This is a genomic window from Streptomyces sp. NPDC053665 (genome assembly GCF_055585285.1).
Map to the genome: position 1 here is coordinate 108,287 of NZ_JBVJKK010000005.1, position 24,627 is coordinate 132,913.

Annotated in this window: 19 protein-coding genes and 2 tRNA genes; 10 read left to right on the forward strand and 11 right to left on the reverse strand. The window is 75.2% G+C overall.

What is annotated here, in order from left to right; genetic code table 11:
* Positions 1 to 442 precede the first annotated feature (442 nt).
* On the reverse strand, positions 443 to 850 hold the full coding sequence (locus ACZ6ZN_RS20590; RefSeq protein WP_469648205.1) for an HGxxPAAW family protein: 408 nt from the start codon (positions 848 to 850) through the stop codon (positions 443 to 445).
* 96 nt (positions 851 to 946) lie between these two features.
* On the opposite strand from ACZ6ZN_RS20590, the gene ACZ6ZN_RS20595 reads away from it, so the two are divergent.
* On the forward strand, positions 947 to 1,423 hold the full coding sequence (locus tag ACZ6ZN_RS20595; protein ID WP_469648208.1) for a MarR family winged helix-turn-helix transcriptional regulator: 477 nt from the start codon (positions 947 to 949) through the stop codon (positions 1,421 to 1,423).
* 46 nt (positions 1,424 to 1,469) lie between these two features.
* Here ACZ6ZN_RS20595 and ACZ6ZN_RS20600 read toward each other — a convergent pair whose 3' ends face one another.
* From ACZ6ZN_RS20600 to ACZ6ZN_RS20615, 4 genes are all read right to left on the reverse strand, one after another.
* Positions 1,470 to 2,507 (reverse strand): hypothetical protein, encoded by a 1,038-nt coding sequence (locus tag ACZ6ZN_RS20600; RefSeq protein WP_469648211.1) that lies wholly within the window; start codon positions 2,505 to 2,507, stop codon positions 1,470 to 1,472.
* Positions 2,504 to 2,845 carry a PadR family transcriptional regulator gene (locus ACZ6ZN_RS20605; RefSeq protein ID WP_451876014.1) on the reverse strand — a complete coding sequence of 114 codons (342 nt, stop codon included), beginning with the start codon at positions 2,843 to 2,845 and terminating at the stop codon, positions 2,504 to 2,506. The genes ACZ6ZN_RS20600 and ACZ6ZN_RS20605 overlap by 4 nt, the downstream gene beginning before the upstream one ends.
* A 170-nt stretch (positions 2,846 to 3,015) precedes the next feature.
* A tRNA-Arg gene (locus ACZ6ZN_RS20610) sits at positions 3,016 to 3,088 on the reverse strand.
* Between the two features lie 185 nt (positions 3,089 to 3,273).
* A tRNA-Ser gene (locus tag ACZ6ZN_RS20615) sits at positions 3,274 to 3,364 on the reverse strand.
* Between the two features lie 263 nt (positions 3,365 to 3,627).
* Here ACZ6ZN_RS20615 and ACZ6ZN_RS20620 point away from each other — a divergent pair.
* The 3 genes from ACZ6ZN_RS20620 to ACZ6ZN_RS20630 all read left to right on the forward strand — a co-directional run bounded on the left by ACZ6ZN_RS20620 (position 3,628) and on the right by ACZ6ZN_RS20630 (position 10,152).
* Positions 3,628 to 4,146 carry an SSI family serine proteinase inhibitor gene (locus ACZ6ZN_RS20620; RefSeq protein WP_469648214.1) on the forward strand — a complete coding sequence of 173 codons (519 nt, stop codon included), beginning with the start codon at positions 3,628 to 3,630 and terminating at the stop codon, positions 4,144 to 4,146.
* Between the two features lie 355 nt (positions 4,147 to 4,501).
* Positions 4,502 to 9,454: a hybrid sensor histidine kinase/response regulator gene (locus ACZ6ZN_RS20625; RefSeq protein WP_469648216.1), complete on the forward strand. Its 4,953-nt coding sequence runs from the start codon at positions 4,502 to 4,504 to the stop codon at positions 9,452 to 9,454.
* A 92-nt stretch (positions 9,455 to 9,546) separates the two neighbouring features.
* On the forward strand, positions 9,547 to 10,152 hold the full coding sequence (locus ACZ6ZN_RS20630) for a hypothetical protein (protein ID WP_469648219.1): 606 nt from the start codon (positions 9,547 to 9,549) through the stop codon (positions 10,150 to 10,152).
* A 98-nt stretch (positions 10,153 to 10,250) separates the two neighbouring features.
* On the opposite strand, the gene ACZ6ZN_RS20635 is transcribed toward ACZ6ZN_RS20630, so the two are convergent.
* A complete protein-coding gene (locus ACZ6ZN_RS20635) occupies positions 10,251 to 10,829 on the reverse strand; it encodes a TetR/AcrR family transcriptional regulator (RefSeq protein ID WP_398109249.1) in 579 nt (192 codons plus the stop codon).
* 132 nt (positions 10,830 to 10,961) lie between these two features.
* Between ACZ6ZN_RS20635 and ACZ6ZN_RS20640 the strand changes: the two genes are divergently transcribed.
* A complete protein-coding gene (locus ACZ6ZN_RS20640; protein WP_469648221.1) occupies positions 10,962 to 12,167 on the forward strand; it encodes an MFS transporter in 1,206 nt (401 codons plus the stop codon).
* Between the two features lie 31 nt (positions 12,168 to 12,198).
* Here the strand turns inward: ACZ6ZN_RS20640 and ACZ6ZN_RS20645 are convergent, their stop codons facing one another.
* The 3 genes from ACZ6ZN_RS20645 to ACZ6ZN_RS20655 all read right to left on the reverse strand — a co-directional run bounded on the left by ACZ6ZN_RS20645 (position 12,199) and on the right by ACZ6ZN_RS20655 (position 15,192).
* On the reverse strand, positions 12,199 to 13,875 hold the full coding sequence (locus ACZ6ZN_RS20645; RefSeq protein WP_469648223.1) for a long-chain fatty acid--CoA ligase: 1,677 nt from the start codon (positions 13,873 to 13,875) through the stop codon (positions 12,199 to 12,201).
* 152 nt (positions 13,876 to 14,027) lie between these two features.
* The gene (locus ACZ6ZN_RS20650) at positions 14,028 to 14,591 is read right to left on the reverse strand and encodes a SigE family RNA polymerase sigma factor (RefSeq protein WP_398109246.1); all 564 of its coding nucleotides are present in this window, start codon (positions 14,589 to 14,591) and stop codon (positions 14,028 to 14,030) included.
* A 274-nt stretch (positions 14,592 to 14,865) separates the two neighbouring features.
* Positions 14,866 to 15,192, reverse strand: coding sequence for a hypothetical protein (locus ACZ6ZN_RS20655; RefSeq protein ID WP_398109245.1), 327 nt, complete (start codon positions 15,190 to 15,192; stop codon positions 14,866 to 14,868).
* Between the two features lie 373 nt (positions 15,193 to 15,565).
* Here ACZ6ZN_RS20655 and ACZ6ZN_RS20660 point away from each other — a divergent pair, with 373 nt between their 5' ends.
* The 3 genes from ACZ6ZN_RS20660 (at position 15,566) to ACZ6ZN_RS20670 (ending at position 17,619) form a co-directional block, all read left to right on the forward strand.
* Positions 15,566 to 16,435, forward strand: coding sequence for a bifunctional DNA primase/polymerase (locus ACZ6ZN_RS20660; RefSeq protein ID WP_469648228.1), 870 nt, complete (start codon positions 15,566 to 15,568; stop codon positions 16,433 to 16,435).
* 55 nt (positions 16,436 to 16,490) lie between these two features.
* Positions 16,491 to 16,952, forward strand: coding sequence for a hypothetical protein (locus ACZ6ZN_RS20665; protein WP_398109243.1), 462 nt, complete (start codon positions 16,491 to 16,493; stop codon positions 16,950 to 16,952).
* Positions 16,953 to 17,046: 94 nt separating this feature from the next.
* On the forward strand, positions 17,047 to 17,619 hold the full coding sequence (locus tag ACZ6ZN_RS20670) for a GNAT family N-acetyltransferase (protein ID WP_469648230.1): 573 nt from the start codon (positions 17,047 to 17,049) through the stop codon (positions 17,617 to 17,619).
* Positions 17,620 to 17,808: 189 nt separating this feature from the next.
* Here ACZ6ZN_RS20670 and ACZ6ZN_RS20675 read toward each other — a convergent pair whose 3' ends face one another.
* A complete protein-coding gene (locus ACZ6ZN_RS20675; protein ID WP_469648232.1) occupies positions 17,809 to 22,446 on the reverse strand; it encodes an nSTAND1 domain-containing NTPase in 4,638 nt (1,545 codons plus the stop codon).
* A 354-nt stretch (positions 22,447 to 22,800) separates the two neighbouring features.
* Here ACZ6ZN_RS20675 and ACZ6ZN_RS20680 point away from each other — a divergent pair, with 354 nt between their 5' ends.
* The gene (locus tag ACZ6ZN_RS20680; protein ID WP_469648235.1) at positions 22,801 to 23,022 is read left to right on the forward strand and encodes a ferredoxin; all 222 of its coding nucleotides are present in this window, start codon (positions 22,801 to 22,803) and stop codon (positions 23,020 to 23,022) included.
* Positions 23,019 to 23,780: a PIG-L deacetylase family protein gene (locus ACZ6ZN_RS20685; protein WP_469648237.1), complete on the forward strand. Its 762-nt coding sequence runs from the start codon at positions 23,019 to 23,021 to the stop codon at positions 23,778 to 23,780. The genes ACZ6ZN_RS20680 and ACZ6ZN_RS20685 overlap by 4 nt, the downstream gene beginning before the upstream one ends.
* 18 nt (positions 23,781 to 23,798) lie before the next feature.
* Here ACZ6ZN_RS20685 and ACZ6ZN_RS20690 read toward each other — a convergent pair whose 3' ends face one another.
* Positions 23,799 to 24,539 (reverse strand): glycosyltransferase family 2 protein, encoded by a 741-nt coding sequence (locus tag ACZ6ZN_RS20690; protein ID WP_469648239.1) that lies wholly within the window; start codon positions 24,537 to 24,539, stop codon positions 23,799 to 23,801.
* Positions 24,540 to 24,627: the final 88 nt, after the last annotated feature.

Below are 24,627 nucleotides of genomic sequence, written 5' to 3' on the forward strand. Positions count from 1 at the left end.
CGAGCCCCCGTGCTCGGCCCGGGCGACGAGCCCCCGTGCTCGGCCCCATCAGCGGCCCACGCCGCGCGGCGATACGACGCGGAACCGGCGGCCGGATCAGCGGCCCGGCCGACGAGCCCCCGTGCTCGGCCCGTGCGACGAGCCCTCGTGCTCGACCCCGTCACCAGCACACGCCGCGCGGCGATACGACGCGGAGCCGACGGCCGGATCAGCGGCCCGGGCTACGAGCCCCCGCGCTCGGCCCGGGCGACGAGCCCGCGTGCTCGGCCCCGTCACCAGCACACGCCCGTGCGGCGATACGACGCGGAACCGGCGGCCGGATCAGCGGCCCGGCCGACGAGCCCCCGCGCTCGGCCCGGGCGACGAGCCCCCGTGCTCGGCCCCGTCACCGGCACACGCCGTACAGGGGCCGGGCGGCCGAGGGCGGGTGGCGGCGGCCGGATCAGCGGCCGGTGCCGGTCCCCGCGGCGCCCACCAGGGCCGTCTCCGGCTCCGCCGCCGCGCGCCGCGCGGGCGCCGGTCCGGTCTCCCGGCCGGCGCGCTCCCCGCGCCGGCCCCGGCCGGCCAGCCGGCACCCGAGGCAGTCCGCGTGCCCGCCCGAGGCGGCCGAGTCCCGCACCCGCCATCCCCACTCCTCGCGGGGCCGCGCGCCCGGGCCCTTGCCCCAGCCGGCGAGGTGCAGGGCCCAGGTGACCAGGAGGCCGACCACCACGACGCCGAGCCCCGCGGCGATCAGCAGGCCCGAGACGGCGCAGACACCCGCTCCCGCCGCGACGGCCCCGACGGTGGCGATGCCGAAGCCGATCCACCCGGCGGCCGTGTGCCCGTGGTCATACTGATGTGCGCTCATGTGCGTCCTCCGATCGAGGGCTCGGCCTCCGAGCAGAACCCCTCACGAGCTAAGAGTTTAACAACCCAAACATCTCACGAACTAAGGGATCTGGGAATGCAAGCCAAGCCGCGTCCGGCCGCCACGCCGGAGCAGGCACTGTCGGCGATGGACCAGCTCATCGCGACGCACCTGGTCGGACAGCACGAGATCGCCCAGCAGGTGGGTCTGAGCGTGACCGACCTCACCTGCTTCGGCTATGTCATCGAGGCCGGTGAGAACCACCCCACGGCGGGGGACCTGGCAGCGCGCGTCCACGTCACCACGGGCGCGGTCACGGGCATTCTGAACCGGCTCGAACGGGCCGGCTACATCACCCGCCTCCCCGACCCGGCCGACCGCCGCCGGGTCCGCGTGGCCGCCCGGCCCGACGCGGTCGCCCGGGTGCGCGAGGTCTACGAGCCGTACTACGCCCGCCTCGGGGCGCTCTTCGCGGACTACACGCCCGACGAGATCGCCGTGCTCACGGACTGGTTCACCCGGGCGAGCTCACTGGCCGCGACCTACCTGGAGGAGTACTGCCGCCCCGAGTGACCGACGGCGCCCCGCACGCGCCGGCCACCGGGTGCACGCACCGGCCTCAGGACGCCGAGCCGCCGCGGGACGCGGACTCCTTGATCCACGCCCGGGCCGTGCGCCAGATCCAGTAGGCGGCGGCACCGGCGTAGATCCAGAACCGGGGGGAGGAAAGGTCGGCGTCGCGCAGTTCGTCCGCGAAGAGCCAGACGACGAGCACGGTCAGCGCGGTGACGCCGTACAGCTTGCGCCGCGCCAGCCGGCGCTCCCGCCGGGGGCCCTCGGCCAGGCGCATCGCGTAGACCTCGGCACTGCCGAAGGCCTCCTCGGCACTGTCGCCGGACGCGGCCAGATGCTGACGGGCCTCCCGCACATGGGCCCGCGCCTGGGCGGCCGGCATCGCGTGGCGTCCGCGCAGCAGGCCCTCGACGTGGGACAGCCAGCGCTCGTCGTCGCCCCGGTGCCCCGGGGTGAACCAGCGGTCGACGGCGGCGTCCGGGAAGGCGACCGCCGCGGCGCTCAGCGCCACGCCCGCCACCGCGAGGGCCGGGACCGGGAACGTGAACAGCGGCTCATCGGGGAGGAAGGCGGCGGCGGTGGCACCACCGCCCAGCGTCACGAGCGCCGCCGAGGCGAAGATCCACGAACCGGTGATCCGCCCGGCGGCCCGGGCCGCGAGGACGGCGGACGTCAGGACGGCGGTCAGCACGACGGCGGTGAACGCCGCGATCGACGACCAGCCGGCGTCCGCCCAGAGGCCGTCGTCGATCCACCGCAGCACCCCGACGACGACTCCGGCCAGACCGAGTGTCGCGAGGGAGGCGGTGAGACGCTCGCCCGGGGTGAGGCCCTGCGCGTCGACGCGCGCCCGGTCCTCCTCGCCGATCCGCTCCGCGGCCACGGAGCGCGCGTACGCCACGGGGTCGCCGAAGAGGTCGTGCGGCGTGCGGCCCGTCTCGGTCACCGCGTCGTGCGCCTCCGCCAGGACCTGATGGATCAGGTCGGCGGAGGCCTGCTGGTCGAGCGTGAGGCGCAGTTCGACGACCGCCGCCCACGTCTCGTCCTCCTCGCGCGTCCAGCCGAGCTTGTTCGTCGTGGTCAAGACGATCCCCCTTCTCGGTCCCCGAGCAGCGTCGCGACGGTCCCGTGGAGGTCGTGCCACGCGGCGCTCTCCCGGCGCAGCCGTTCCCGTCCGGCCTCGGTGATGCGGTAGTACTTCCGGCCGGGCCCGCCCTCGCCGGCGCCCCACTCGACCTCGACCGCGCCCTCCTCCTCCAGGCGCGTCAGAGCGGGGTACAGGGTCGCGGGCTTCACGCCCTCCAGCCCGGCCTCGGCCAGGCGGCTCAGCAGGGCGTACCCGTAGTTCTTCTCCTCGGCGTCCAGCACCCCCAGCAGGCAGAGGGGCAACACCGCCCGCGTCCACGCCGCGTTCACCGCCACCGGCCCTCCCCGGGTTCTGATCAGCCGACTATTCGATTATCCAGAATAGTGGGCCCAACGGAACGTCTGCGCAAGGGCGGCTCACCGGGGCGCGGGGGACGCGGAGTTGACCGGACAGCGCACGCGGAAACGCCAGAGGCCCCGGATCTCTCCGGGGCCTCTGGTCTGTGTGCACTCGGCAGGATTCGAACCTGCAACCTTCTGATCCGTAGTCAGATGCTCTATCCGTTAAGCTACGAGTGCTTGTTCTGTTGTTTCGCCGCTCTCGGGCCTTTCGGCTCGCTCGCGGCGACAGGAAGAACATTACATGACTGCCGCCGCCATGTGAAATCCATTGGCCGCACCCCTTGTGAGCTGCGAAAACAGGGTCAGCGGGGGGCAACGACAGCGAAGCCCCGGTCGGATGACCGGGGCTTCGTGATCAGGTGCGGAGGCGGAGGGATTTGAACCCTCGATGGGCTTTAAGACCCAAACCGCATTAGCAGTGCGGCGCCATAGACCGGACTAGGCGACGCCTCCAGCGCATCCACCCGCGCGAGCGCGAGTCGGTGCGTGCCGATGATGACACAGTCGAGCGGGGTGTCACCAATCGACCCCCACGGTACTAGGCGGGAAGGGCGCGGGGCAAAGGCCTTGTCAGGTGGTCGCGGGCCGCCGGAACCGGACCGGGCGGGCGGCAGCGGCGAGGGTGGAGGCGCCGGGCGGGCGGCAGCGGTGGGGCCGGGCGGGCGGCAGCGGGGGAAGGGGCGCAACGTCCGGCGCCGCCTCGCGTTAGGCAGGGCATGTTGCGTGCCACCCCCCGGGCCACCGCCCGCCCCGCCCTGCGGCGCCTCCTCCTCGGTGCCGCCGCCTCCGTCGCCGGCGTCGGTTCGCTGGCCGCCGTGTCCCCGGCCGCGTACGCCGACGCCACCGGGACCGACCCGCTGCCCCGCGAGTGGGTCGATGACCTCCGGGACCGTGACCACCTCACCGTCACCGTGCGGAACGCCGGAGAGGGGGTGGACGGCACCTTCGAGCTGTACTGCGGCCCCGACGGCGGCAGCCACCCCGACCCGCACGGCGCCTGCGCGGCCCTGGAGCGGGACACGCGGTGGGGCCGGGACGTCTTCGCGCCGGCCCCGCAGGGCGGCATGTGCACCATGCAGTACGGCGGGCCGGCCACCGCGCACGTCACCGGCACCTGGGCCGGGCGCCCCGTCGACGCGACGTACGACCGCCGCGACGGCTGCCAGATCGACCGCTGGGACCGGCTCGTGCCGCTCCTGCCCGGCATGGGGGAGAAGCCGGACGCCGTCCGCTGAGCCCTGCCGGCCGGGTCCCCCCTCCACCGGGGACCCGGCCGGACCCGTCCCGCGCCTCCACGGCACACCCCTCTGTGCGCCACACTCCGCCCACATCAGGCCGGCTCGGCCGAAACATACAGAAACGTCTTCGTCGTAAAGGTCCCGCGAAGGTCCCGCGACGTCGTCGCAGGAGGGCGGGCGTTCGGGGTCGCCCGCGTGCCGGTCCGGGGTCCCTTCCCCGTGCGACGTCGCTCTCATCCGGCGTCGCGAGCGCAACCCCAGCCCTTAGACTCCCTCGCGTGACACGCTGCGGGACGGTTGGCAAGATGGCCCGAGCGGTCGGCAAGGTGCGGTAACAGGAGGGAAGCGTCTCGTGAGCAGCAGGCCATCCCGAGGCGCTGCTCGCCTCGCAGCCATACTGGACGCCCTCCCCGACGCGTTGGTGCTGGTCAACGCCAACGGGACGGTGGTCAACGCCAACACCATCGCCCTGGAGGCCTTCGAGACCCCGGGCACCGCCCTGGTGGGGCGCGGGCTGCTCGACCTGCTGCCGCAGTTCGACTCCAAACTCATCCCGGGTTCCATGCGCCGGCCCGAGCACCTCGACCCGCGGGCGCGCACCAAGCCGACCCGGATGGTGGCGCGCAGGACCGACGGGACGGAGTTCCCCGTCGAGGTCACCAGTGCGAATCTCGAGAACGGGCAGCAGGCGTACGACGGTTACGGCTACACCGGCGACGAGCTGCTGATGCTCGTCGTGCGCGATCTGTCCGGGACCGTGGACACCGAGGCCGAGCTGGCGCGGTCGCAGCGGCAGACCGAGATGATCCTGCGGGCCGCCGCCGAGGGCGTCGTCGGCACCGACACCGACGGGCGGATCGTGCTCGTCAACCCGTCGGCCGCGCAGATCCTGGGCTACCGGGCCAGCGATCTGGGCGGGCGCGAGCTGCACACGCTCGTCCTGCACTCGCGGGCCGACGGTTCGCCCTTCCCCTACGAGGACTCGCCGCTCGCCGACACCCTGCGCTCCGGGCGCAAGCACCGGGTGCGCGGGCAGGTGCTGTACGCCAAGAACGGCGCCAAGGTCCCGGTCGACCTGACGACCGCGCCCGTGCGCGACGGCGACCAGCTCGTCGGCGCCGTGATGACCTTCACCGACCGGCGGCCCTACGACGCCGTCGTCGAGGAGAAGGAGGCGGCCGAGAAGGCCCACGCGGAGGAAGTGGAGCGGCTCTCCGAGGAGCACGCCTCCGAGCTGACCGCCCTGCGCCAGCAGCACGTCACCGAGCTGGAGGAGCTGCGCGAGCGGCACGCCGAGGAACTCGCCGCCAACGAGGAGCGGTACGCCGCCCTCGGGGAGCGGGAGAAGGACCGGTTCGACGCGCTCTCCGCACGGCACGAGCAGCTGCTGACCCTGCTGGGCCGGTCCCTGCGCGGGCCGCTGGAGGAACTGCGCCGCGAACTGGCCGCGCTCGCCGCCGACGACGCCGGGCAGCTGTGGCCCGAGGCCAACCAGGTGCTGCACCACCTCTCGGCCGGCTACTCGCGCATCACGACCCTGATCGACAACGTCCTCGGCTTCCAGCGGCTCGACGCGGGCAGCGAGAACGTCGCCCGGACGAAGGTGATGCTCGACGCCGTCGTCGCCGCCGGTGTCGACGGGGCCGTGGAACTCATCGGGCCCGGGCGGGTGCAGTTCGCCGTGCACGCCCCGCCCATCGAGGCCGAGGTCGACCCCCGGCTGCTCGCCACCGCCCTCGCCCATCTCGTCGCCGACGTGGCCGGGGTGGACGCGACCGGCAACTCGCCCGTGTCGGTGGGCGGTTACATGGACAACACCGTCGTCGTGGCGGCCGCGCAGCGCGGTGAGGTCGTCCGCATCGAGGTCCGCGGGCCGTACGCCGGGGGCGACAGCGTGCACGAGCCGATCGTGCGCGGGATCGTCCGGGCCCACGGCGGCGTCCTGCAGACGCACGACGTGCCGGGGATGAGCGGCAGTGCGTACGTCCTCGAAGTCCCGCTCGGCGGCGGGGCCGGGGCCGTCACCGGGCAGCCGGTGGACGAGGCGGCGGCCGCGCCGGCACTCGCGTCCGGCGAACAGCCCTCCGGCGCGGGGCGCCGCCGTGCCCGGCGGGGCGGCACCGACGCCTTCCTCGACGGGGACGCCCCCGTCGGTGAGGGCGAGGACGAGGCGGGCTCCGGTGCCGAGGGCGGCGTGCCGACCGGTCGGCGCAGGAGGCGCGCCGCCGGGGAACCGGCCGCGCTGCCCGCGCAGGCCTCCGGCGAGGACGCCGCCTCGAGCGGTACCGGGCGGCGTCGCGGCCGGGCCGCCGAGGACGCCGGTGCGGCGGCCGTCGGCAGCGCGGTGCAGGGTGTCGCCGAGGGCGCCGTCGTGATGGCCGGGGAGCACGCGGGCGCCGCCGCCTCGAACACCGGGCTGGGCGGCACCGTTCCGCCGCAGGGCGTGCCCGTGCCGTCCGGGCGGCGTGCCCGGCGTGAGCCCGGTGAGCAGCACGCGCTGCCCGCGGCGCTTCCGGCGGCGCCGTCCGGCGCGCAGGACCAGGACGCGCAGGGCTCTCCGGGCTCGCAGGAGCAGGATCAGGGTCCGGCGCAGGCACCGCAGCCGACGGGGCGCCGGCGCAGGGCGCTGGCCGCAGCCAACGAGCGCGCCGCGGCCGCGCAGCAGGCTGCGGCGGCCGGACCGCGTCCGGTCTTCGCGCTGCCGCCCGCCGAGGCCGACCAGGTGGCACCGGGTGCGGGTACAGGCGCGGGTACGGGCCCGGGCGTGCAGGCACCGTCCGGGCAGACCGGTGCCGGTGGGGCCGGTGCTCCGGTTGCCGGGCAGGGAGCCGTGGCGGTGCCCGGCACCGCCGGTGACGAGGGCGTCGAGGAGGGGCGGCACGATGCCGTTCCGCACGACCGGTCCGACGATCACACGCCGCCCCAGCCGCACCCGACCAGCCGGCCGACCGGGCGCCGACGGCGTGCCGTGGCCGCGCCGGAGTCCGCCGGGGCACCGGCTCCCGACCCGTCCGTGCCGGCTCAGGCTCCGGCTCCGGCTCCGGCTCCGGCTCCGCAGGGTGCCGGGCAGCCGGGGGCCGTGCCGGGGCATCCCGGCCAGGTGGCCGCCGCGTCCGCGGGAGCCGCTCCGGTGGCCGGCGGGCCTGCGGGATTTATGCCTTCCGTTCCGGTGCCTGCGGGTGCCGTGCCCCCTGGTGCCGGTGCCGTGCCCCCTGGTGCCGGTGCCGTGCCCCCTGGTGCCGGTGCCGGGCAGGGAGTGGTTCCCCCGCAGGGTGTCCCGGCCCAGGGGTTCCCCGCCCAGCAGGTCGCCGGGGCCGTTCCGCCCGGACAGGCCGTGCCGGTACCGGGCGTGCCCGGTCAGGCCGCGGCGCCCGCCGCCCGGGTCGCGCCGGGTGCGGGTGTGCCCCCGCAGGGCAACGCCCCCGGCATGCCCACGAACGCCGCGGCGCCGCAGGGCGTCGCCGGGCCGCATCCGGATGCCGTGCCGCCGCAGGCAGGTCCCCTGCCCGGCCCGGGCGGGCTCGGTCACAGCGTGCAGGGGGTGCTGCCGGGCCAGGCGGTGCAGTTGCAGGCGCAGCCGCTGCCTCCGCAGGCACCGGCCGTACCCGACCAGCACGCCTCCGCCGCTCAGCCGCTGCCCGCGGAGGCCGCCGGGCAGAACCCGGGTGTCCCGGCCCAGGCGAGCCCGGCTCGGACGACCCCCGCTCAGGCCGCACCGGCTCAAGCCGCACCCGCGCAGGGAACCCCGGCTCAGGGAACCCCGGCTCAGGGAACCCCCGCCCCGGGCACGCCGATCCCCGGCGGATGGCCCGCCGGGGGCGGCACCTCGGGCGCCGGTGTCCCCGTGCCCCCCGTGCTTCCGAACGGTGCCGCGCCGAGCGCCCACCCGCAGGGCGCCCCGGGCGCCCCGAGTGCGGCTCCGAGTGCCCCGAACGGGGCGTCCCAGCGGAACACGCCCGCTCCCGGGACCCCGGTGCCCCCGCAGGGTGCCGCTGCGCGGGGAGCGGCCCAGCCGCTGCCCGCCGAGGCCGCGGCGCCCGTGGACCCCAACTCGACGCAGGGACGGGCGATCAGCGTCCGGACGCTGGGGCAGGGCGTGCCGTTCACCCGGCAGGCGGCCCAGGTCCAGCAGCCGTCGGCCGCCCACGGCCCGGCGACGCCTCCCCCGCACGCGCCGGGCGGTTCGGGCCGCCGTCGCAAGCTCGGCACGCCGCCCGACCCGGCCGCGCGTGCGGAACCGCAGGCCGGTCCGGACCAGGCACCGCGACCGGTGGACCGCGCGGGCCGTCCCGAGCAGGCCGCCCTGCCGCATCCGGCGGCCGATCCGACGCCTCCCGGCGGGACCCCCGCCGGCACACCGGTCCCGCCGGGCGCCCCGGCTCCCGCGCCCATGCCCGCGCAGCACTCGCTGGCCGGGCAGACGCGGCTCGCGCCGGTGACGGAGGGCGGCGGGCGTTCGTACGCCATAGGCGCGCCGGACGAGAACGCGGCCGAGGGCCCCGAGCCGCTGGACGGTCCCGGCGGGGCCGTCGAGGTCGCCGATCCGCCCCGGCCGCAGCCGATGGACGACGAGCTGCCGCCCGAGCCGCTGGACAATCCGCGGCGGCTGCTGGTGTGGCCCGCGCCGGACGTCAGCACCCAGCAGGCGCTGAGCGACCGCGGCTACCGGCCGGTGATCGTGAACTCGCGCGAGGAGGTCGACGCGCAGATCGCGGCGTTCCCGGCCGCGCTGTTCGTCGACCCGCTGACCGGGCCGATCACGCGCACGGCGCTGCAGTCGCTGCGGCAGGCCGCGGTGGCGGCCGAGGTGCCCGTGCTCGTCACGGCCGGGCTGGGCCAGGCCTCGCGGGACGCGGCGTACGGGGCCGACCCGGCGGTGCTGCTGAAGGCGCTGGCGCCGCGCGACAGTGAGCAGCACCCGCCGCGGGTGCTGCTGATCGAGGAGCACGCCGAGATCGCGCTGGCGCTGACGGCGACGCTGGAGCGGCGCGGCATGCAGGTCGCGCGGGCCGCGAGCGACGCGGACGCGGTGACGCTGGCGGGGCAGTTCCGGCCGAACCTGGTCGTGATGGACCTGCTGCAGGTGCACCGGCGGCAGGCGGGATACGCCGGGATCGTCGACTGGCTGCGGGCGAACGGGCAGCTCAACCGCACCCCCCTCGTCGTCTACACCGCCGCCGTCGACCAGGCGGACCTGCCGCGGCTGGCGTCCGGCGAGACGGTGCTGTTCCTGGCGGAGCGGTCGACCAGCAACGAGGTGCAGACCCGGATCGTGGAGCTGCTCAGCCGGATCGGCACCAACTAGGACCGGCCGGGGCGTCGGCCGGTCCGGCCGGCGCGCAGTCGGTTGCCGCCCTGCCGCGTGTGCCCACCGGCGGCGACGGCATGATGGCCGACATGGAGTCTCTCGCCGCGGCAGGTCTGCGCATCGTGGACGGATGGACCGAACCCGACGGGCTCCTCCCTCCCATCGTCGCCGGCCAGGCGGCGAGCTGCCCCCACGACGAAGGGCGCGTCGAGGCCATGCTCGACGTCCTGGAGCCGCGGCTGCGGGAGAGGGCCAACGCCGACTGGTACCGGCTGTCCGTCGAGGGAGGGCTCTTCTCCGGGACCGACCGCAGGTTCCTCCTCGCGCTCGGGCCCGGCGAGGACCGCCCCGCCCGATGGTTCTGCGTCGAGTTGCAGCGTGAGTGGGACGTCATGGGCGAGGGCGCTGTCGGCCTGCTCGGCAGCGCCTCCTGCCGCCCCGAGTTCCGCATGCTCTCGCTCGACGGGAACGTGCTGGTCTTCGCGACGACGTGGGAGCACGACATCAGCACCTCCGTGCTGACGGCGCCGCATCGCTCGCGGGTCCTGCGGCGGTGGGCCGAGGCGGTGGCGGAGGGCACGATGGACGAGCCGGACCACCCACCGCTGAGCCTGGCGGCACGCCGCTGGCTCGACACCCATCCGGAGACGGACCGGCGCCAGGACAGCGACCCGTGCGGCCCTGCCCGGCCATGAGGCCCTGCCCGGCCATGAGGCCCTCTGCCCGGCCGTGAGGCCCTGCCCGGCCATGAGGCCCTCTGCCCGGCCGTGAGGCCCTGGCCTGCCATGCGGCCCTAGCGGGCCGTCAGGCGGCGGGCCGCCTCCTTGACCGAGGCGCGCAGCCGGTCCCGGTCGGGGTCGCCGCCGCCGACCAGGATGCGCCGCATCTGCGGGACGACGGCGGTCCAGTTGGCCAGCGCGGTCAGCAGGAACAGCAGGTCGGCGGCCGGGATCGCGTCGGTGACGACACCCCGCTCCTGCCCGTCGCGCAGGGCGGCGACCTTGCGGGCGTAGTGCTCCTGGCGGTCGGACTCGTGGGGCAGTTCGGCGCTGCCGTACTCCAGGCCCTCCCAGAAGAGCAGGCGCAGCAGTTCGGGGTGGGCGGCGTGGTAGTCCGTCAGCCGGTCGATCCAGCCCTCGATGTCGTCGGGGTCGACGGGGACGGCCTCGGCGAGGTGGAGCATCTTCCGTTCGAGGACGATCGCGAAGAGCTCGGCCTTGTTGCCGAAATAGGCGTAGATCAACTGCTTATTGGCCTTCGCCTCGGCGGCGATGCGGTCGATGCGGGCGCCGGCGATCCCGTGCCGGGCGAACTCGGCGACCGCCGCCTCGAAGATCCGGGCCTTGGTGGCCTCGGGGTCCCTTGCTGCCATGGGGGAGAGGGTAGCGCGCCCAGGCAACCAACTGTTTGGTTGACAGGGAATGACGGGGCGGCCCAGACTGTTGGCGCCATCAGCCAACCAACCAGTTAGTTGTTAGAGCCGACTCCAAGGAGTCCTCCCCTCATGCCGACAACGACCACGACCACCACCCCCCAGGCGGGCCGTACCCCGGCGCGGGCACCGCGCACGCCCTCCCCCGGTCTCTTCCTCACCCTGCTCGCGGTGTGCAGCGCGGTCACCGCCGCCAACATCTACCTCGCCGCGCCGCTGCTGTCCCTGATGGCCCGCGACTTCGGCTCGACCCCCTCGGCCCTGGCCTGGATCGCCTCCGTCGCACAGCTCGGCTACGCGGTCGGCCTGCTGTTCTTCGCGCCGCTCGGCGACAGCGTCAACCGGCGCCGGCTGGTCGCCGGGCTCACGCTGGTGACCGCCCTGGCGCTGGCGGCTAGTGCCCTCGCGCCCGGCGCCGGGATCCTCGCGGTCGCCGTGTTCGTCGCCTCGGCGGCGACCGTCGTGCCGCAGCTGCTCGTGCCGCTGGTGGCCGAGCGGGCCCCGGCCGAGCGGCGCGCCCGGCACGTCGCCGCCGTCATAGCGGGCCTGTTCACCGGCATCGTCGCGGCCCGGGTGCTGGGCGGACTGGCGGGCCAGGCCTTCGGCTGGCGCTGGGTGTTCGCGGGCGCCGCCGTGCTGACCCTGGTCCTGGGCCTGGCGACCGCCTGCGTGCTGCCCTCGCGGCGCAGCAGGCAGGGCTCGCTCTTCTCCGGGCTCGCCGCGCTGCCGTCGGTGCTGCGGGGCTCGCCGGAGCTGTGGCGGGCCTGCGTGCGCCAGGCCGGGATGTTCGGCGCCTGGAGCGCGCTGTGGACGTCGCTCGCCGTGCTGCTGACCGGGCCGGCGTACGGCCTGTCCACCGCGGCCGCCGGGCTGTTCGGACTGTTCGGGCTGACGGCGAGCGCGGTGGCGCCGCTGGCGGGCGGGCTGGTGGACCGGTTCGGCGCGGGCCGGGTGGTGCGGTCCGCGTACCTGGTGGCGGCCGTGTCCGTGCCGCTGTTCCGGCTCGGCGGGCACACGCTCGGCGCCCTGTTCGCCGCCGCGGTCGCGATCCACGCGGCGCTGGTGGCGTCGCACGTCGCCAACCAGACGCTGGCCCTGACCTCGACCTCCACCCCGGCCACCGCCAACACCGCCTACGTGGTCGCCGGCTTCGCGGGCGGCGCCGCCGCCTCCGCCCTCGCGGGCGCCGCCTACGGCCACTTCGGCTGGGACGGGGTGTGCGCGGTGGCGGGGCTGTGGCTGCTTCTGGGCTGGGGCGTGACCGCCGTACGACGGTGAGGCGCTGCCGTACGGCGGTCCGCCGGGGGCCTCAGAGGCGGGTGACGTCCAGCTCGCCCTGCGCGTACTGCTTGCGCAGCACCTTCTTGTCGAACTTGCCGACGCTGGTCTTCGGGACCGCCTCGACGATCGTCCAGCGCTCCGGGAGCTGCCACTTGGCGATCTTGCCCTCGTCGGCGAGGAAGCCGCGCAGGTCCTCGAAGCCGACGGAGGCGCCCTCCTTGAGGACGACCGTGGCCAGGGGCCGCTCGCCCCACTTGTCGTCGGGCACGGCGACGACGGCCGCCTCGGCGACGTCCGGGTGGGACATCAGGGCGTTCTCCAGCTCGACGGAGGAGATCCACTCGCCGCCGGACTTGATGACGTCCTTGGCGCGGTCGGTGAGCGTGAGGAAGCCGTCGGGCGAGATGGTGCCGACGTCGCCGGTCTTGAGCCAGCCGTCCTCGCTGAACTTGTCGGCGGGGCGAAGCGGTTCGGCGTCGGGGCCGTTGTAGTAGGCGCCCGCGATCCAGGCGCCGCGCACCTCCAGCTCACCGGCCGACTCCCCGTCCCACGGGAGGCGTTCGCCGCCGGGGCCGGTCAGCCGGGCCTCGACACCGGCCGGGAAGCGGCCCTGGGTGAGGCGGTAGGCGAACTCCGCGTCGGTGCCGACCGCGGAGGCCGGCGGACGCGCGACCGTGCCCAGCGGGGACGTCTCCGTCATGCCCCACGCGTGGCAGACCCGCATGCCCAGCTGGTCGAAGGCCTCCATCAGCGACGGCGGACAGGCCGAGCCGCCGATGGTGACCTGGGTGAGGGAGGAGACGTCGCGGGGGTGCGCGGTCAGCTCGGCGAGCAGGCCCTGCCAGATGGTCGGGACGGCGGCGGCGTGGGTCGGCTTCTCGCTCTCGATCATCGCGGCGAGCGGGACCGGCTGGAGGAACCGGTCCGGCATCAGCATGTTCACGCCGGTCATGAACGTGGCGTGCGGCAGGCCCCAGGCGTTCACGTGGAACTGCGGGACCACGACCAGCGAGGTGTCCTGGTCGGTCAGGCCCATCGACTGGGCCATGTTGACCTGCATGGAGTGCAGGTAGATGGAGCGGTGGCTGTAGACCACGCCCTTGGGGTCGCCGGTGGTGCCGGAGGTGTAGCACATGGCGGCGGCCTGGCGTTCGTCCAGCTCGGGCCAGTCGTAGGTGACCGGCTTGCCGGCGATCAGGTCCTCGTACTCGTGGACCTGCGCGGTGGCCTCGGCGAGCAGGGAGCGGTCGCCCGGGCCCGTGACGACCACGTGCTCGACGGTCTTCAGGTGGGGCAGCAGCGGGGCGAGCAGGGGGAGCAGCGAGCCGTTGGCGATGATCACGCGGTCGGCGGCGTGGTGGACGATCCACGCCAGCTGCTCGGGCGGGAGGCGGAGGTTCAGGGTGTGCAGGACCGCGCCCATGGAGGGGATCGCGAAGTAGGCCTCGACGTGCTCGGCGTTGTTCCAGGCCAGGGTCGCCACCCGCTCGTCGCCGGTGACGCCGAGGTCCTCGCGCAGCGCGTGGGCGAGCTGGGCCGCGCGGGCGCCGATCTCCGCGAAGGACCGGCGGTGCGGTTCGTCCTCACCGGTCCAGGTGGTCACCTGTGATGTCCCGTGGATCGTCGACCCGTGGGTCAGGATCCTCGAGATCAGCAGCGGTACGTCCTGCATGGTGCTCAGCACGGCGTCCTCCCGGGGCGACATTGCCTGCGCGGTGGTAAGGGATGTGCGCTGATTCTGCGCACATACCGCGCGGTATGTCACTAGGACCGGGCGATCGATCACATCACGCCGCGCCGGAGGAACGGATCACAGGGGCGGACGACGGCTGTCCGGGGACTTGCGGTGCCGGCGGGTCAGCGGCGGGCGAGTTCCAGCTCGGTGTCCTCGCGGAGCTTGCCCAGGGCGCGGGAGACGGCCGACTTGACCGTGCCCACCGAGACGCCGAGCACCTCGGCCGTCTGCACCTCGCTGAGGTCCTCGTAGTACCGCAGGACGACCATCGCGCGCTGCCGGGCCGGCAGCCGCATGATCGCCCGCCACATCGCGTCGCGCAGGGCCTGCTGCTCGGCCGGGTCCTCGCCGCCGCCGGAGCGCGGTTCGGGCTCGGGCAGCTCGTCGCAGGCGAACTCGTCGACCTTGCGCTTGCGCCACTGGGAGGTCCGCGTGTTCAGCAGGGCCCGGCGGACGTAGCCGTCGAGGGCGCGGTGGTCCTCGATCCGCTCCCAGGCGACGTACGTCTTGGTCAGGGCGGTCTGCAGCAGGTCCTCGGCGTCGCTCGGGTTGCCGGTGAGCGAGCGGGCGGTTCGCAGCAGCACCGGCCGGCGGGCTCTGACGTACGACGAGAACGACGGGTAGGGAAGGGTCTGCGCCGCTGGCGCGGCCGCCTTCGAAGCGGTGGTGCAGACGAGTGTGGTCATGGCTCCACGCTAGGAGCGGGGTGTGCCCGGCGGATCGGCCGCAGGTCCCGAAGCGGGGTCCCCCTCAGGTTGTAGGGGTGGGGGTGACTGCACCTCCTGTAGGTGGAGCGGGGGCCGGGGAGTACTGCGGGTTCGTCCCTGAGGGGACGGCCGCACCCGTCCGCACGCACGCCTGGGCGGCGGTACCGGAGTACCGCCGCCCAGACCCGTGCCACCCCGTGCAGGACACCCCCCGCGCCCCCCGGGCCGGCGCCGCCGCACCGGCCCCGTCAGCTCACCACCACAGCGGGGTGAAGCTGATGGCCGTATTGGCGTTGCCCTGGTTGACGGCCGTGAAGGCCGAACCGTTGACCTGGGCCGTATTGCTCTGGTTGGAGGCGCCGTCGCCGACGGCCTGCTGCTGTGTGGTGGCCGCGTTGCCGAAGTTGTCGCCGCCGACGCCGCTGCCGAGGATGCCCTGCTCGGCCTCGCTGACGGCCGCGATCGATCCGCCGTCCGCGAAGGCGCCGTTGTCCGCCGCCGCGACACCGGCGAAGAGGGCGGCCGCGAGCGGAAGGGCGGAGACGGCTGCGATGACGCGGGCGGTGCGGATGCTTGCCATGGTGCTGTCCCTCCAGGACTCCGGGAAAACCGTGGTCGTGCCGGCCGAGGCCGGCGGTGCTGTGTGAACTGCTGGTCTCACCGGGGAAGTTGGCCGGCCGCCCCGGTGCGGTGCTCGACGTCGCGAGTCCAGAGTTGCCCGCCGAACCCCGGCGAACCACCTCGGAAGCCACTCTTCGCACGCAAGCGTGAGGACAAGTCGATAAACCCCCTCGCGTCACTTCCGCCCCGGACCGGGGCGAACGGGAGCTTTCGATCCCGGGCGCCGCAAGAGGTGAAGCGTTACGGCACATTTCCCCCGTCGCCCACCGCCCCCGGCGCGTCCCCCCTCGCTCCCCCTTTCCTTTTTCGAACGCACGTACGAAACTAGAGTCATGGCCACCACCGACCGGCAGGCCACGACGCTGGCCCTCGCGCACGCCCTGTCAGCCGCCGAGCGCGGGCTCGCCGTCATCCCCCTGTCGCGCACCAAGCTGCCCGCGCTGCGTTCCCCCCACCGCGACGACCCCCTGCCCTCCCCCTGCCACGGCGAGTGCGGCCGCCTCGGGCACGGGGTGTACGACGCCTCCAGCGACCCCGCCCGCATCCGCGAACTGTTCGCCGCCGCGCCCTGGGCGACCGGCTACGGCATCGCCTGCGGACTGCCCCCGCACCACCTCGTCGGCGTCGACCTGGACGTGAAGACCGGCACCGACTCCTCGGCGGCCCTGCGCGAACTGGCCTTACGGCACCTTTTCACCATCCCGCCGACCGTGGTCGTCGTGACGCCCTCGGGCGGGCGGCACCTGTGGCTGAGCGGCCCGCCCGACGTGGTCGTCCCCAACTCGGCGGGCCGCCTCGCGCCGGGCATCGACATCCGCGGCGCGGGCGGCTACCTCGTCGGCCCCGGCTCACGCACCGCGCACGGCGTCTACGCCGCCGCCCCCGGCACCGCCCACCTGCCGCCCGCCCCCTGCCCGCGCTCCCTGCTGCGGCTGCTGCTCCCGCCGCCGCCGCGCAGCCACCGGCACCCGCCGGACCCGGCCGGCGGCCACGGCCAGGGCCTGGTCCAGTTCGTCCTCGCCGCGCACGAGGGCCAGCGCAACACCCGGCTGTTCTGGGCCGCCTGCCGGGCCTACGAGGACGGCATCGGACCCGCGCTCGTGGAGCCCTTGGTCGAGGCCGCCGTCGACACCGGCCTGTCCGAGCGGGAGGCCCGGGCGACCGTCGCGTCGGCGGCGCGGCTCACCGGACACCGGCCGTGACCACCGCCCCGCCCCTGCCGAGCGCGGCCCCGACCAGGAACAGCGAAAGACCCCCATGCCCCAGCACGTCAAAGCGCCGGCCCTGGCGCTCGCCCGCCTCGTCCTGGCCTCCGGCCGCCCGGTCGACCTCGCCGAGCTGCGGTTCACCTCGACCTACGGCGACCTGGAGGGCTATCCCTGCAAGCCGGTGAACGACCTGCGGATCCGGACGCTGCTGCGGTCCGCCCGGCGGGCCCGGCCGGGCACGCCCGTGCACCTGGTCCCGCCGCCGCGCGAGTACCCCGACCAGTACGCGGGCGGTCTCGGGCCGGTGGAGGTGCTGCCCCCGGTGGCCTGCCTCGGCACGTTCCACTCCGCGGCCCTCGACCCGGCCCACGACCCCGTCGCCTACCGTTCGCGCCTCACCGTCCTGTGGTTCCAGTCCGCCCCGCGCCTGCCCGCGGACTGCCGGACCGAGCCGGGGCTGCGGGACCTGGACTGGCACCGGCTGGCCCGGGACGCCCGGGCGTCCACGTAGGGCCGCCCCGAAGGACCTCGACAGCGTCACCCGCTCCACGACGGGCCGGCCGGCACCCCCGGCGCCGCAGCCCGGGGCGTGACATCGTGGGCGTATGAGCATCGTCGTGCGGCCGGCCTCGGAGTTCGAGGACGTCCGCGCCGTCCTGGGCCCGAAGTCACCCGGCGCGAACGTCTGCTGGTGCCTGAGCCACCGGATCCCGTCCCGGCTCAACAACGAACTGCGCGGCCCGGCGCGCGGCGAGTACGTCGCCGGCCTGTGCCGCGCCGACACCGCCCCCGGCGTGCTCGCCTACGACGGCGCGGAACCGGTCGGCTGGGCCGCCGTCGCCCCGCGCGCGCAGACCACGTTCGCCCGCAACCGCAGGATCCCGCACGTCGACGACCTGCCCGTGTGGTCCCTGTGGTGCGTCCGGGTCCGCCCCGGCCACCGCAAGCAGGGCATCTCGCACGCCCTGATCGCCGGCGCCGTCGACTTCGCCCGGTCGCACGGCGCTCCGGCCGTCGAGGCGTACCCGCTGGACAACGGCGACGCGAAGGTCGACCTGACCATGGCCTACGCCGGTCTGCGGAAGAACTTCGCCCGCGCGGGCTTCACCCTCGCGGCCCCGACGACCTCGGTCCTGGCCGGCCATCCGCGCGTGCTCATGCGCCTCGACCTGCGCTGACGCAGCACCGGGCCGCGGACGGCGAAGACCCGACCGCTGGCGACGGGGGATGCACCAGCGGTCGGGCCATGGCCAAGGGTAACAAGCGCTTGCGCCCCGCGAGCCGACTCCGCGGGACTGGACGCCGGTTGTGACTGGTATCACTCAACTCCCTTGCCCCACACGGCTGTTGGGGCGAGCAGTTCTCGTTCAGCCGTCGCAGGGCGGGTCGTAGGACTGCCGGGGCAGGTACTCGTGCCAGGTGTCCGGGGTCAGCACACCCCGGGTCAGGGCGCACACCCGCTGCGCGGCCCGGTCGACGTCCAGGTCCCACAGCCGGATGGAGTCCGCTCCGCTCGACACGGCCAGCATGCCGCTGCGCGGGTTGAACGCCAGGTAGTTGCCGGCCTTCGCGCTGGTCATGGACTGGCCGATCGCGTCGGCCGCGGCCGGGTCGGACACGTTCCACAGCCGCACGGTGCTGTCGTTGCCGCCGCTCGCCAGCCTGCGGCCGTCCCGGCTGAAGGTCAGCGCCACGACCGCCTCGGAGTGGCCGGTCAGCCGCTTCCGCAGCACCGCCCGGGCGGGATCGGACACGTCCCAGAGCCGGACGGAGGTGTCGTCGCCCGCGCTGGCCAGCGTCCGGCCGTCACGGCTGTAGGCGAGGACGTTGACCGCGCCGAGGTGACCGCGGAGCGGGGCGCGGACCAGGGAGACCCGGCCCGGGTCCGCCACGTTCCACAGCCGGATGGTGCCGTCCGCGCTGCCACTGGCCAGCGTCCGGCCGTCCGGGCCGAACACCAGGTGGTTGACGTAGCCCTTGTGCCCGGTCAGCGGCGTGCCGAGCGGACGCGGGCGGGAGCGGTCGGAGATGTCCCACAGCCGGATCGTGCGGTCGTCGTCGGCGGTGGCCAGGGTGCGGCCGTCGGGGCTGAAGGCGAGCGGATCGGCGTACCGGATGCGCAGCGGGACGGGCGGGCCGTGGGCGACGGGACGCGCGGGATCGCCGACGTTCCACAGCTGCACGGCCCGGTCGCCGGTCACCACCGCCAGGGTGCGGCCGTCCGGTGAGAACTCCAGCGCGCGCACGTCCCCCTTGCCGGGGCGGAACGGCTCGCCCAGCCGCACCGGCCTGCTCGGCGCCCGTACGTCCCACAGCCGCAGCCGTCCGTCGCGCCCGGCCGTGGCCAGCACCTGCCCGTCCGGCCGGAACGTCCCGGTCCGGCCGGTCATGTCCGACCGCGGCAGCGCCCACAGCCGCACCTTGTTGTCCCCCGCGCCGGTGGCCAGGGTGCGCCCGTCGGGACTGAACCCCAGCGCGAACATCTCGCCGCTGCTGCCCGACAACGGCCCGCCCACCTGCGCGGGATGCGCCGGATCGGCCACCTTCCACAGACTCGCCGTGGTGTCCGAGCTGGCGGCGGCGAGCATGCCCCCGTCGGGGCTGAACGCCACCGACCAGACCGGTCCGGTGTGGCCGGTCAGCGGCGTTCCGATGGCCTCGGGGCGATCGGATCCGGCCATGTTCCACAACCGCACGGTGCCGTCCTCGCCCCCGCTGGCCAGCGTCCGCCCGTCGGGGCTGAACGCCACCGAATGCACGGTGGAGGTGTGGCCGGTCAGCGGCCTGCCGGCCGGCTCGGGACGCCCCGGGTCGGTCGTGTCCCACAGGCGGATCGTGCCGTCGTCGCCGCCCGCCGCCAGGGTCCTGCCGTCCGGGCTGAACGCCACCGAGCGCACGGCGGCCGTGTGCCCGGTCAGGGGCGCGCCCCGCGCCCGCGGCCGGCGCGGATCGGTCATGTCCCACAGCCGTACGGTCCGGTCGTCGCTCGCGGAGGCCAGCGTGCGGCCGTCCGGACTGAAGGCGATCAGGTAGATCGTGCCGTCGTGGCCGGTCAGCGGCTTCCCGAGCGGCTCGGGGCGGCTCGGGTCGGTCACGTCCCAGAGCCGGATCGTGCCGTCGTCGGACGCACTGGCCAGGGTCCGGCCGTCCGGGCTGAAGACCGCGCTGCTCACCCAGCTGGTGTGGCCGGTCAGCGGCTCGCCCAGGGCCTCGGGCCGCTGCGGGTCGGCCACGTTCCACAGCCGCACGGTGCGGTCGTAGCTGGCGGTGGCCAGGGTCTGGCCGTCGGGGCTGAAGGTCGTGAGGTAGACGGCGCCGGTGTGCCCGGACAGGGGAGTGGCCAGCGGGGCGTTCACGACGGAGATCAGCCGGCTGCTCGCGCCCTCGTCGTCGGGCCGCAGCCGGTGGGCGACCAGGTCGAGCTGGGCGGACAGCGACGGGTCGGTGTCCCGGACGCGGTCGGCCTGGGCGAGCACCTGCTCGAACACGGCCTCGTCCCGCTGCTTCCAGGCGATCACGGCCGCGCCGACCGCCAGCAGGGCCAGCGCCATCAGCGACGCCACCGCCGCCCGGCTGATCCAGATGACCCGCCGGCGCAGCCGCACGGACGCGGCCAGGAACTCCACCGCGCTGCGGGTCAGGAAGGTGTCCCCGGCCGACTTCGCCCAGTTGTGGGCCTGTTCGAGGCGGGAGCCCCGGTACAGCAGCGACGCGTCGCGGTGCGACTCCTCCCAGGCCCGGCCGTCCTCCTCCAGGCGCTGGCGCAGCAGATTGTCCTGCCGGTCCTCGTCGATCCAGTCGCGCAGCCGCGGCCAGGCGTGCAGCAGCGCCTCGTGCGTGATCTCGACGGTCTCCGCGTCGAGCGTCACCAGCCGGGCGCGGACCAGCGCCTCCAGGGACTCCTCGGTCTTGCCCGGATCGGCCGACTCCTCGGCGAGCTGGCGCCGGGTGCCGCGCCGCCGCGTGGCCTGGGTGTCCTCGCCGAGCCGCACCAGCCGGAGCAGGAGCAGCCGGGCCGCCGTGCGCGCCGCCGGGTCGAGGCGGGACCAGGCCCGTTCGGCCGTCGCCGCGACGGCACCCTGGATGCCGCCGGCCGCGCGGTAACCGGCCAGGGTCAGCCGGCCCCCCTTGCGGCGCTGCCAGGTGGCCAGCAGGGCGTGCGACAGCAGCGGCAGCGCGCCCGCGTCGTGCGCCCCGCGAGGGCCGTCCGCGCTGACCTCCCGGACGATCAGCTCCGCGAGGCCGGGCTCCAGTTCCAGTCCGACCGCCTTGGCCGGGCCGGTCACCGCCTCGCGCAGCTCGGCGGCGGTCAGCGGCCCGAGCACCATGTGCCGGTGCTGGAGGGCGTCGGCCAGCTCCGGGTACCGCAGGCACTGCTCGTAGAAGTCGGCGCGGATGCCCAGGACGACGATCGCCGGGGCCGGTTCGCCCGGGGCGGCGGGGGAGCAGGCGGCGTGCAGCGCCTCGACGAAGATCCGGCGCTCGGTCTCGTCGGAACAGAGCGTGAACGTTTCCTCGAACTGATCCACGATGACGACGGGACGGGCACCCGACGGATCCTCACGCCGGGCCCAGGCGGTGACGGCGGCCCGGACGGCGGCGGAGAAGGGGGGAGTACCCGGTTCCGGTGCGGAGGCCGAGGTCGCGGGGCCGGTGGCGGGGGTGTCCGGTGGTGCGGGTGGGGGTGAGTGGGGGGTCGTCGTGGGGGTGGTGGGTCGGGGCGTGGGGTGGAGCGACGCGCCGGGCGGATCCGGCGAGCCGGTCGGGTCGGGGTGCGCGCTCGGCGGCTCTGGCTGGTGAGTGCGAGGAGCGGGGTGACCGCTTGCGTCGGGGTGGGCGCTGGGGCCGGAGTGGACGTTGGGGTCGAGAGGAGCGCCTGTGCCGGAGTGGGCATTGGGGTCGGGGTGACCGCTTGCGTCGGGGTGGCCGCTGGGGCCCGGGTGGGCGCTGGGGCCCGGGTGGGCGCTGGGGCTGGGGTGACCGCCTGCGTCGGAGCGGCCGCTGGAGCTGGGGCGACCGGTGGAGCCGGGATGGCCGCTGGAGGTGAAGTGGCCGGTCGGGGCGGGTGAGTCGGTCGCGGCCGTGGGACCGGTGGGGGTGTCCCCGGCCGGAGACGCACCGTGGGCGACGTGGTCCGGGGCGGTGCCGTGGGCCTTCGCCTCCGGGCTTGCCCGGAAGACGTCCCCCTCCGCGACCGCCCTGCCCGGGGCATCCCCCTCCGGCGACGTCCCCGCCGCTCCCCCGGGTCCCCGCACGGCCGGGAGGACCGAGGCCAGTTCGGGCACGCGCCGGGTGAGTTCCGCCAGCGGATCACTGCCCGGCAGGAGTTGCACGACCAGCCGCTCCCGCCCGGTCCGGCCGTCACCGTCCGCTTCGGGCAGGGCGTCGTCGTCGGCCAGCGCCCCCTCCCGCAGGGCCGGCACCAGACCGGCGTTCAGCAGGGAGGACTTGCCCGCTCCGGACGCGCCGACCAGCATCACCAGACCGCCGGCCGGCGGCACCGCCGCCAGCTGCTCGACGAGCGCGTCCGTACTGCGCTCCCGGCCGAAGAACCAGCGAGCGTCCTCCAGCCGGTAGGAGGCGAGTCCCCGGTACGGGCACACCCAGCCCGGCGCGGGCGCGGGATCGGTCGGGACCTGCTCCTCGGCCGGGGACGCCGCCGGGCGTTCGCCGGCCGGCCCGGCCACCGCGCTCTCCCACAGCCGCTGCCACTGCCCGACGTCGTACAGACCGGGGGACACCGGGGCCGGCCGGGCCCTGCGCGCCTCGGGGATCAGCACCTGGAGCACCGCGGCGAGGGCGGCGAACTGGGCCGGTACGTTCCGGGCCCGCCGCCAGTCGCTGATGCGCTGGGCGGACACCCGCACGGGCCGCCCGCGTTCGTCGACCCGCTGCAACCGGACGACCGCTTCGGAGACCCGCTTGAGCGGGGGATTGCCGGCTTCCTTGTACAGCAGGGCGAGGCGTTCCGCGAAGGCGGTGCGCGCCCCCGAGTCGGAACCCAAGGTCTCCCCTCCTCACTTCCGATCGCCTGGACGTCCGGTCCGGAAAACTCACTCTATATCGCTGACCTGCGGCAACGCCGTCCGCTGCACCCCGGAACCTCCTCCTCCGTGGCCTGAAATGGCAGGATCCGGACGCAGCAGCGCACCCCATCCGGACACCTTCCGTCCGAGCCACGACGGCAGGCTCCACCGTTCGGTACCGGTCCCCACGAGGGGAGGGACCGGTACCGGACGACTTGGTCCGCCTCCCCGGCTCGCTGCGCTCCCAACCCCCGGATTCGGCCGGTGACGCGCTGGGCAGGGAACACCTGAACGCACGGCAGGCGACGGCGTCCGGAGGGGGACGAGGGATTCATGAAGGTCTCGGTCGAACGCGACCTCTGCTACGGCTCGGCCGAGTGCGCGTACCGGGCCCCGGACGTCTTCGAGTTCATCGACGGCTACGGTGTCGTCCGCCCCGGCCGCGCCGACTCGGGCGACGACCCGCGGGTGCGCGAAGCGGCGGAGAAGTGCCCGAGCCAGGCGATCGCCCTCACCGGGACACCGGAGCCGCCGGCCGGTCCGGACACCGGATGACGGCACCGGGCCTGCTCGCGGTCTTCGCCCATCCCGACGACGAGTCCCTGTCGGCCGGCGGCGTCCTCGCCCGGCACGCCTCCGCGGGCGGCCGCACGGCGGTGGTCACGGCGACCTGGGCGGCGGACAGCACGCGCGCGGCGGAACTGGCCGATGCCCTCCGGCTCCTGGGCGCGGGCGCACCCCGGATGCTCGGCTGGGCCGACTCACGCGTCCCGCACTCGGCTCCCGGCCGACCGCGTCTGTGCGACGCCCCGCTGGAGGAGGCGGTGGGCGCCCTAGTGGCGCAGATCCGCGCCGTACGCCCGGAGACCGTGGTCACCCATGACGCCTACGGCGGTGTCACCGGCCACGAGGACCACGTCCACACGCACCGGATCACCCTGCTCGCCGTCCACGCCGCCGGACTCGAGCGCCTCCACCCGGACGCCGGCGCGCCCTGGCGGCCGAGCGCCCTGTACCTGGCCACGCACCCGCACTCGGCGGTCCGGGACTGGGGCGGGTACCTGGCCCCGGCGGGCAAGGGCCTGCGGACGGTCCCGGACGAACACGTCACCGCGACGGTCGACGTCACCCCCTGGCTCGACCGGAAGGTCGCCGCGGTCCTGGCCCACCGCACGGAGGTCGCACGCGGAGCGGTCCCCGCCCTGATCGCCGCTGCCTCGGAGCAGGAGCGCCGACGACTGCTCGGCACGGAGCACTACACCCGCCACGACCTGCTCCCCACGCCACCGCCCCGGGCGGACGGCCTGGCGTGACAGGGCCCCGGCGCCCGCTCACTGCTCGGCGGAGCCGCTCCACCGCAGCCGGGACAAGGCGCGGGCCCGGGCCTCCACGACGGCCATCCGGGCCTCCCGCTCGCCCCGTTCCCCATGGGCCGCCTGCCCGGTCACCTGCCCCGCCCACTTCCGGTACAGCAGCCCCACCTCGCCCGAGAACCAGCCCCGGCTCACCGCGGAGAGCGCGAGCAGCAGCCCGGTGTCCTCGGAGGCGGGCAGGGCCATCCAGCCGCCGAGCGCGAGCAGCAACTCCCGCCGCACGCACAGCGAGGCGGGGTGCACCGGGGCGATGAAGTCCTGGGCCTTCCACTGCTCCAGCACGGTCCCGCGCTCGATCGGCCCCTCGTCGGGATCCCCGGGGAACCCGACGGTCGTTCCGTCGGGCAGCAGGTCGAGGACCCGGGAGGTCACCCAGCCGATGCGTGGATCGCCCTCCAGCACGGCGATGTCCCGTGCGAGCACCCCGGGCGCCAACCGGTCGTCGGCGTCCAGCACTTTCACGTACGGCCCGTCCGCACGGGCCAGGGCGATGGTCCGGGCCACCCCCGGCCCACCGGCGCGCCCCTGCCGGAACGTCACGCGCGGATCGCTCGGCACGTACGGCCGCACCTCGGCGCCCTGCCCGTCCTCCTGCACGACCCACCGCCACCGCCAGCCCGCCGGCAGCCGCTGCTCGCACAAGGAGGCGTAGGCCTGCGGCAGGAACCGGGCATGGGGCCCGTGCACAGCGGTGACCACGACGACACACCGACCGCCGACGACGACCACCCCTCACCTCACCCCGCCGGCGCCCGGGACCCCGCGGCGCCGGCCTGCTCCCCGCAAG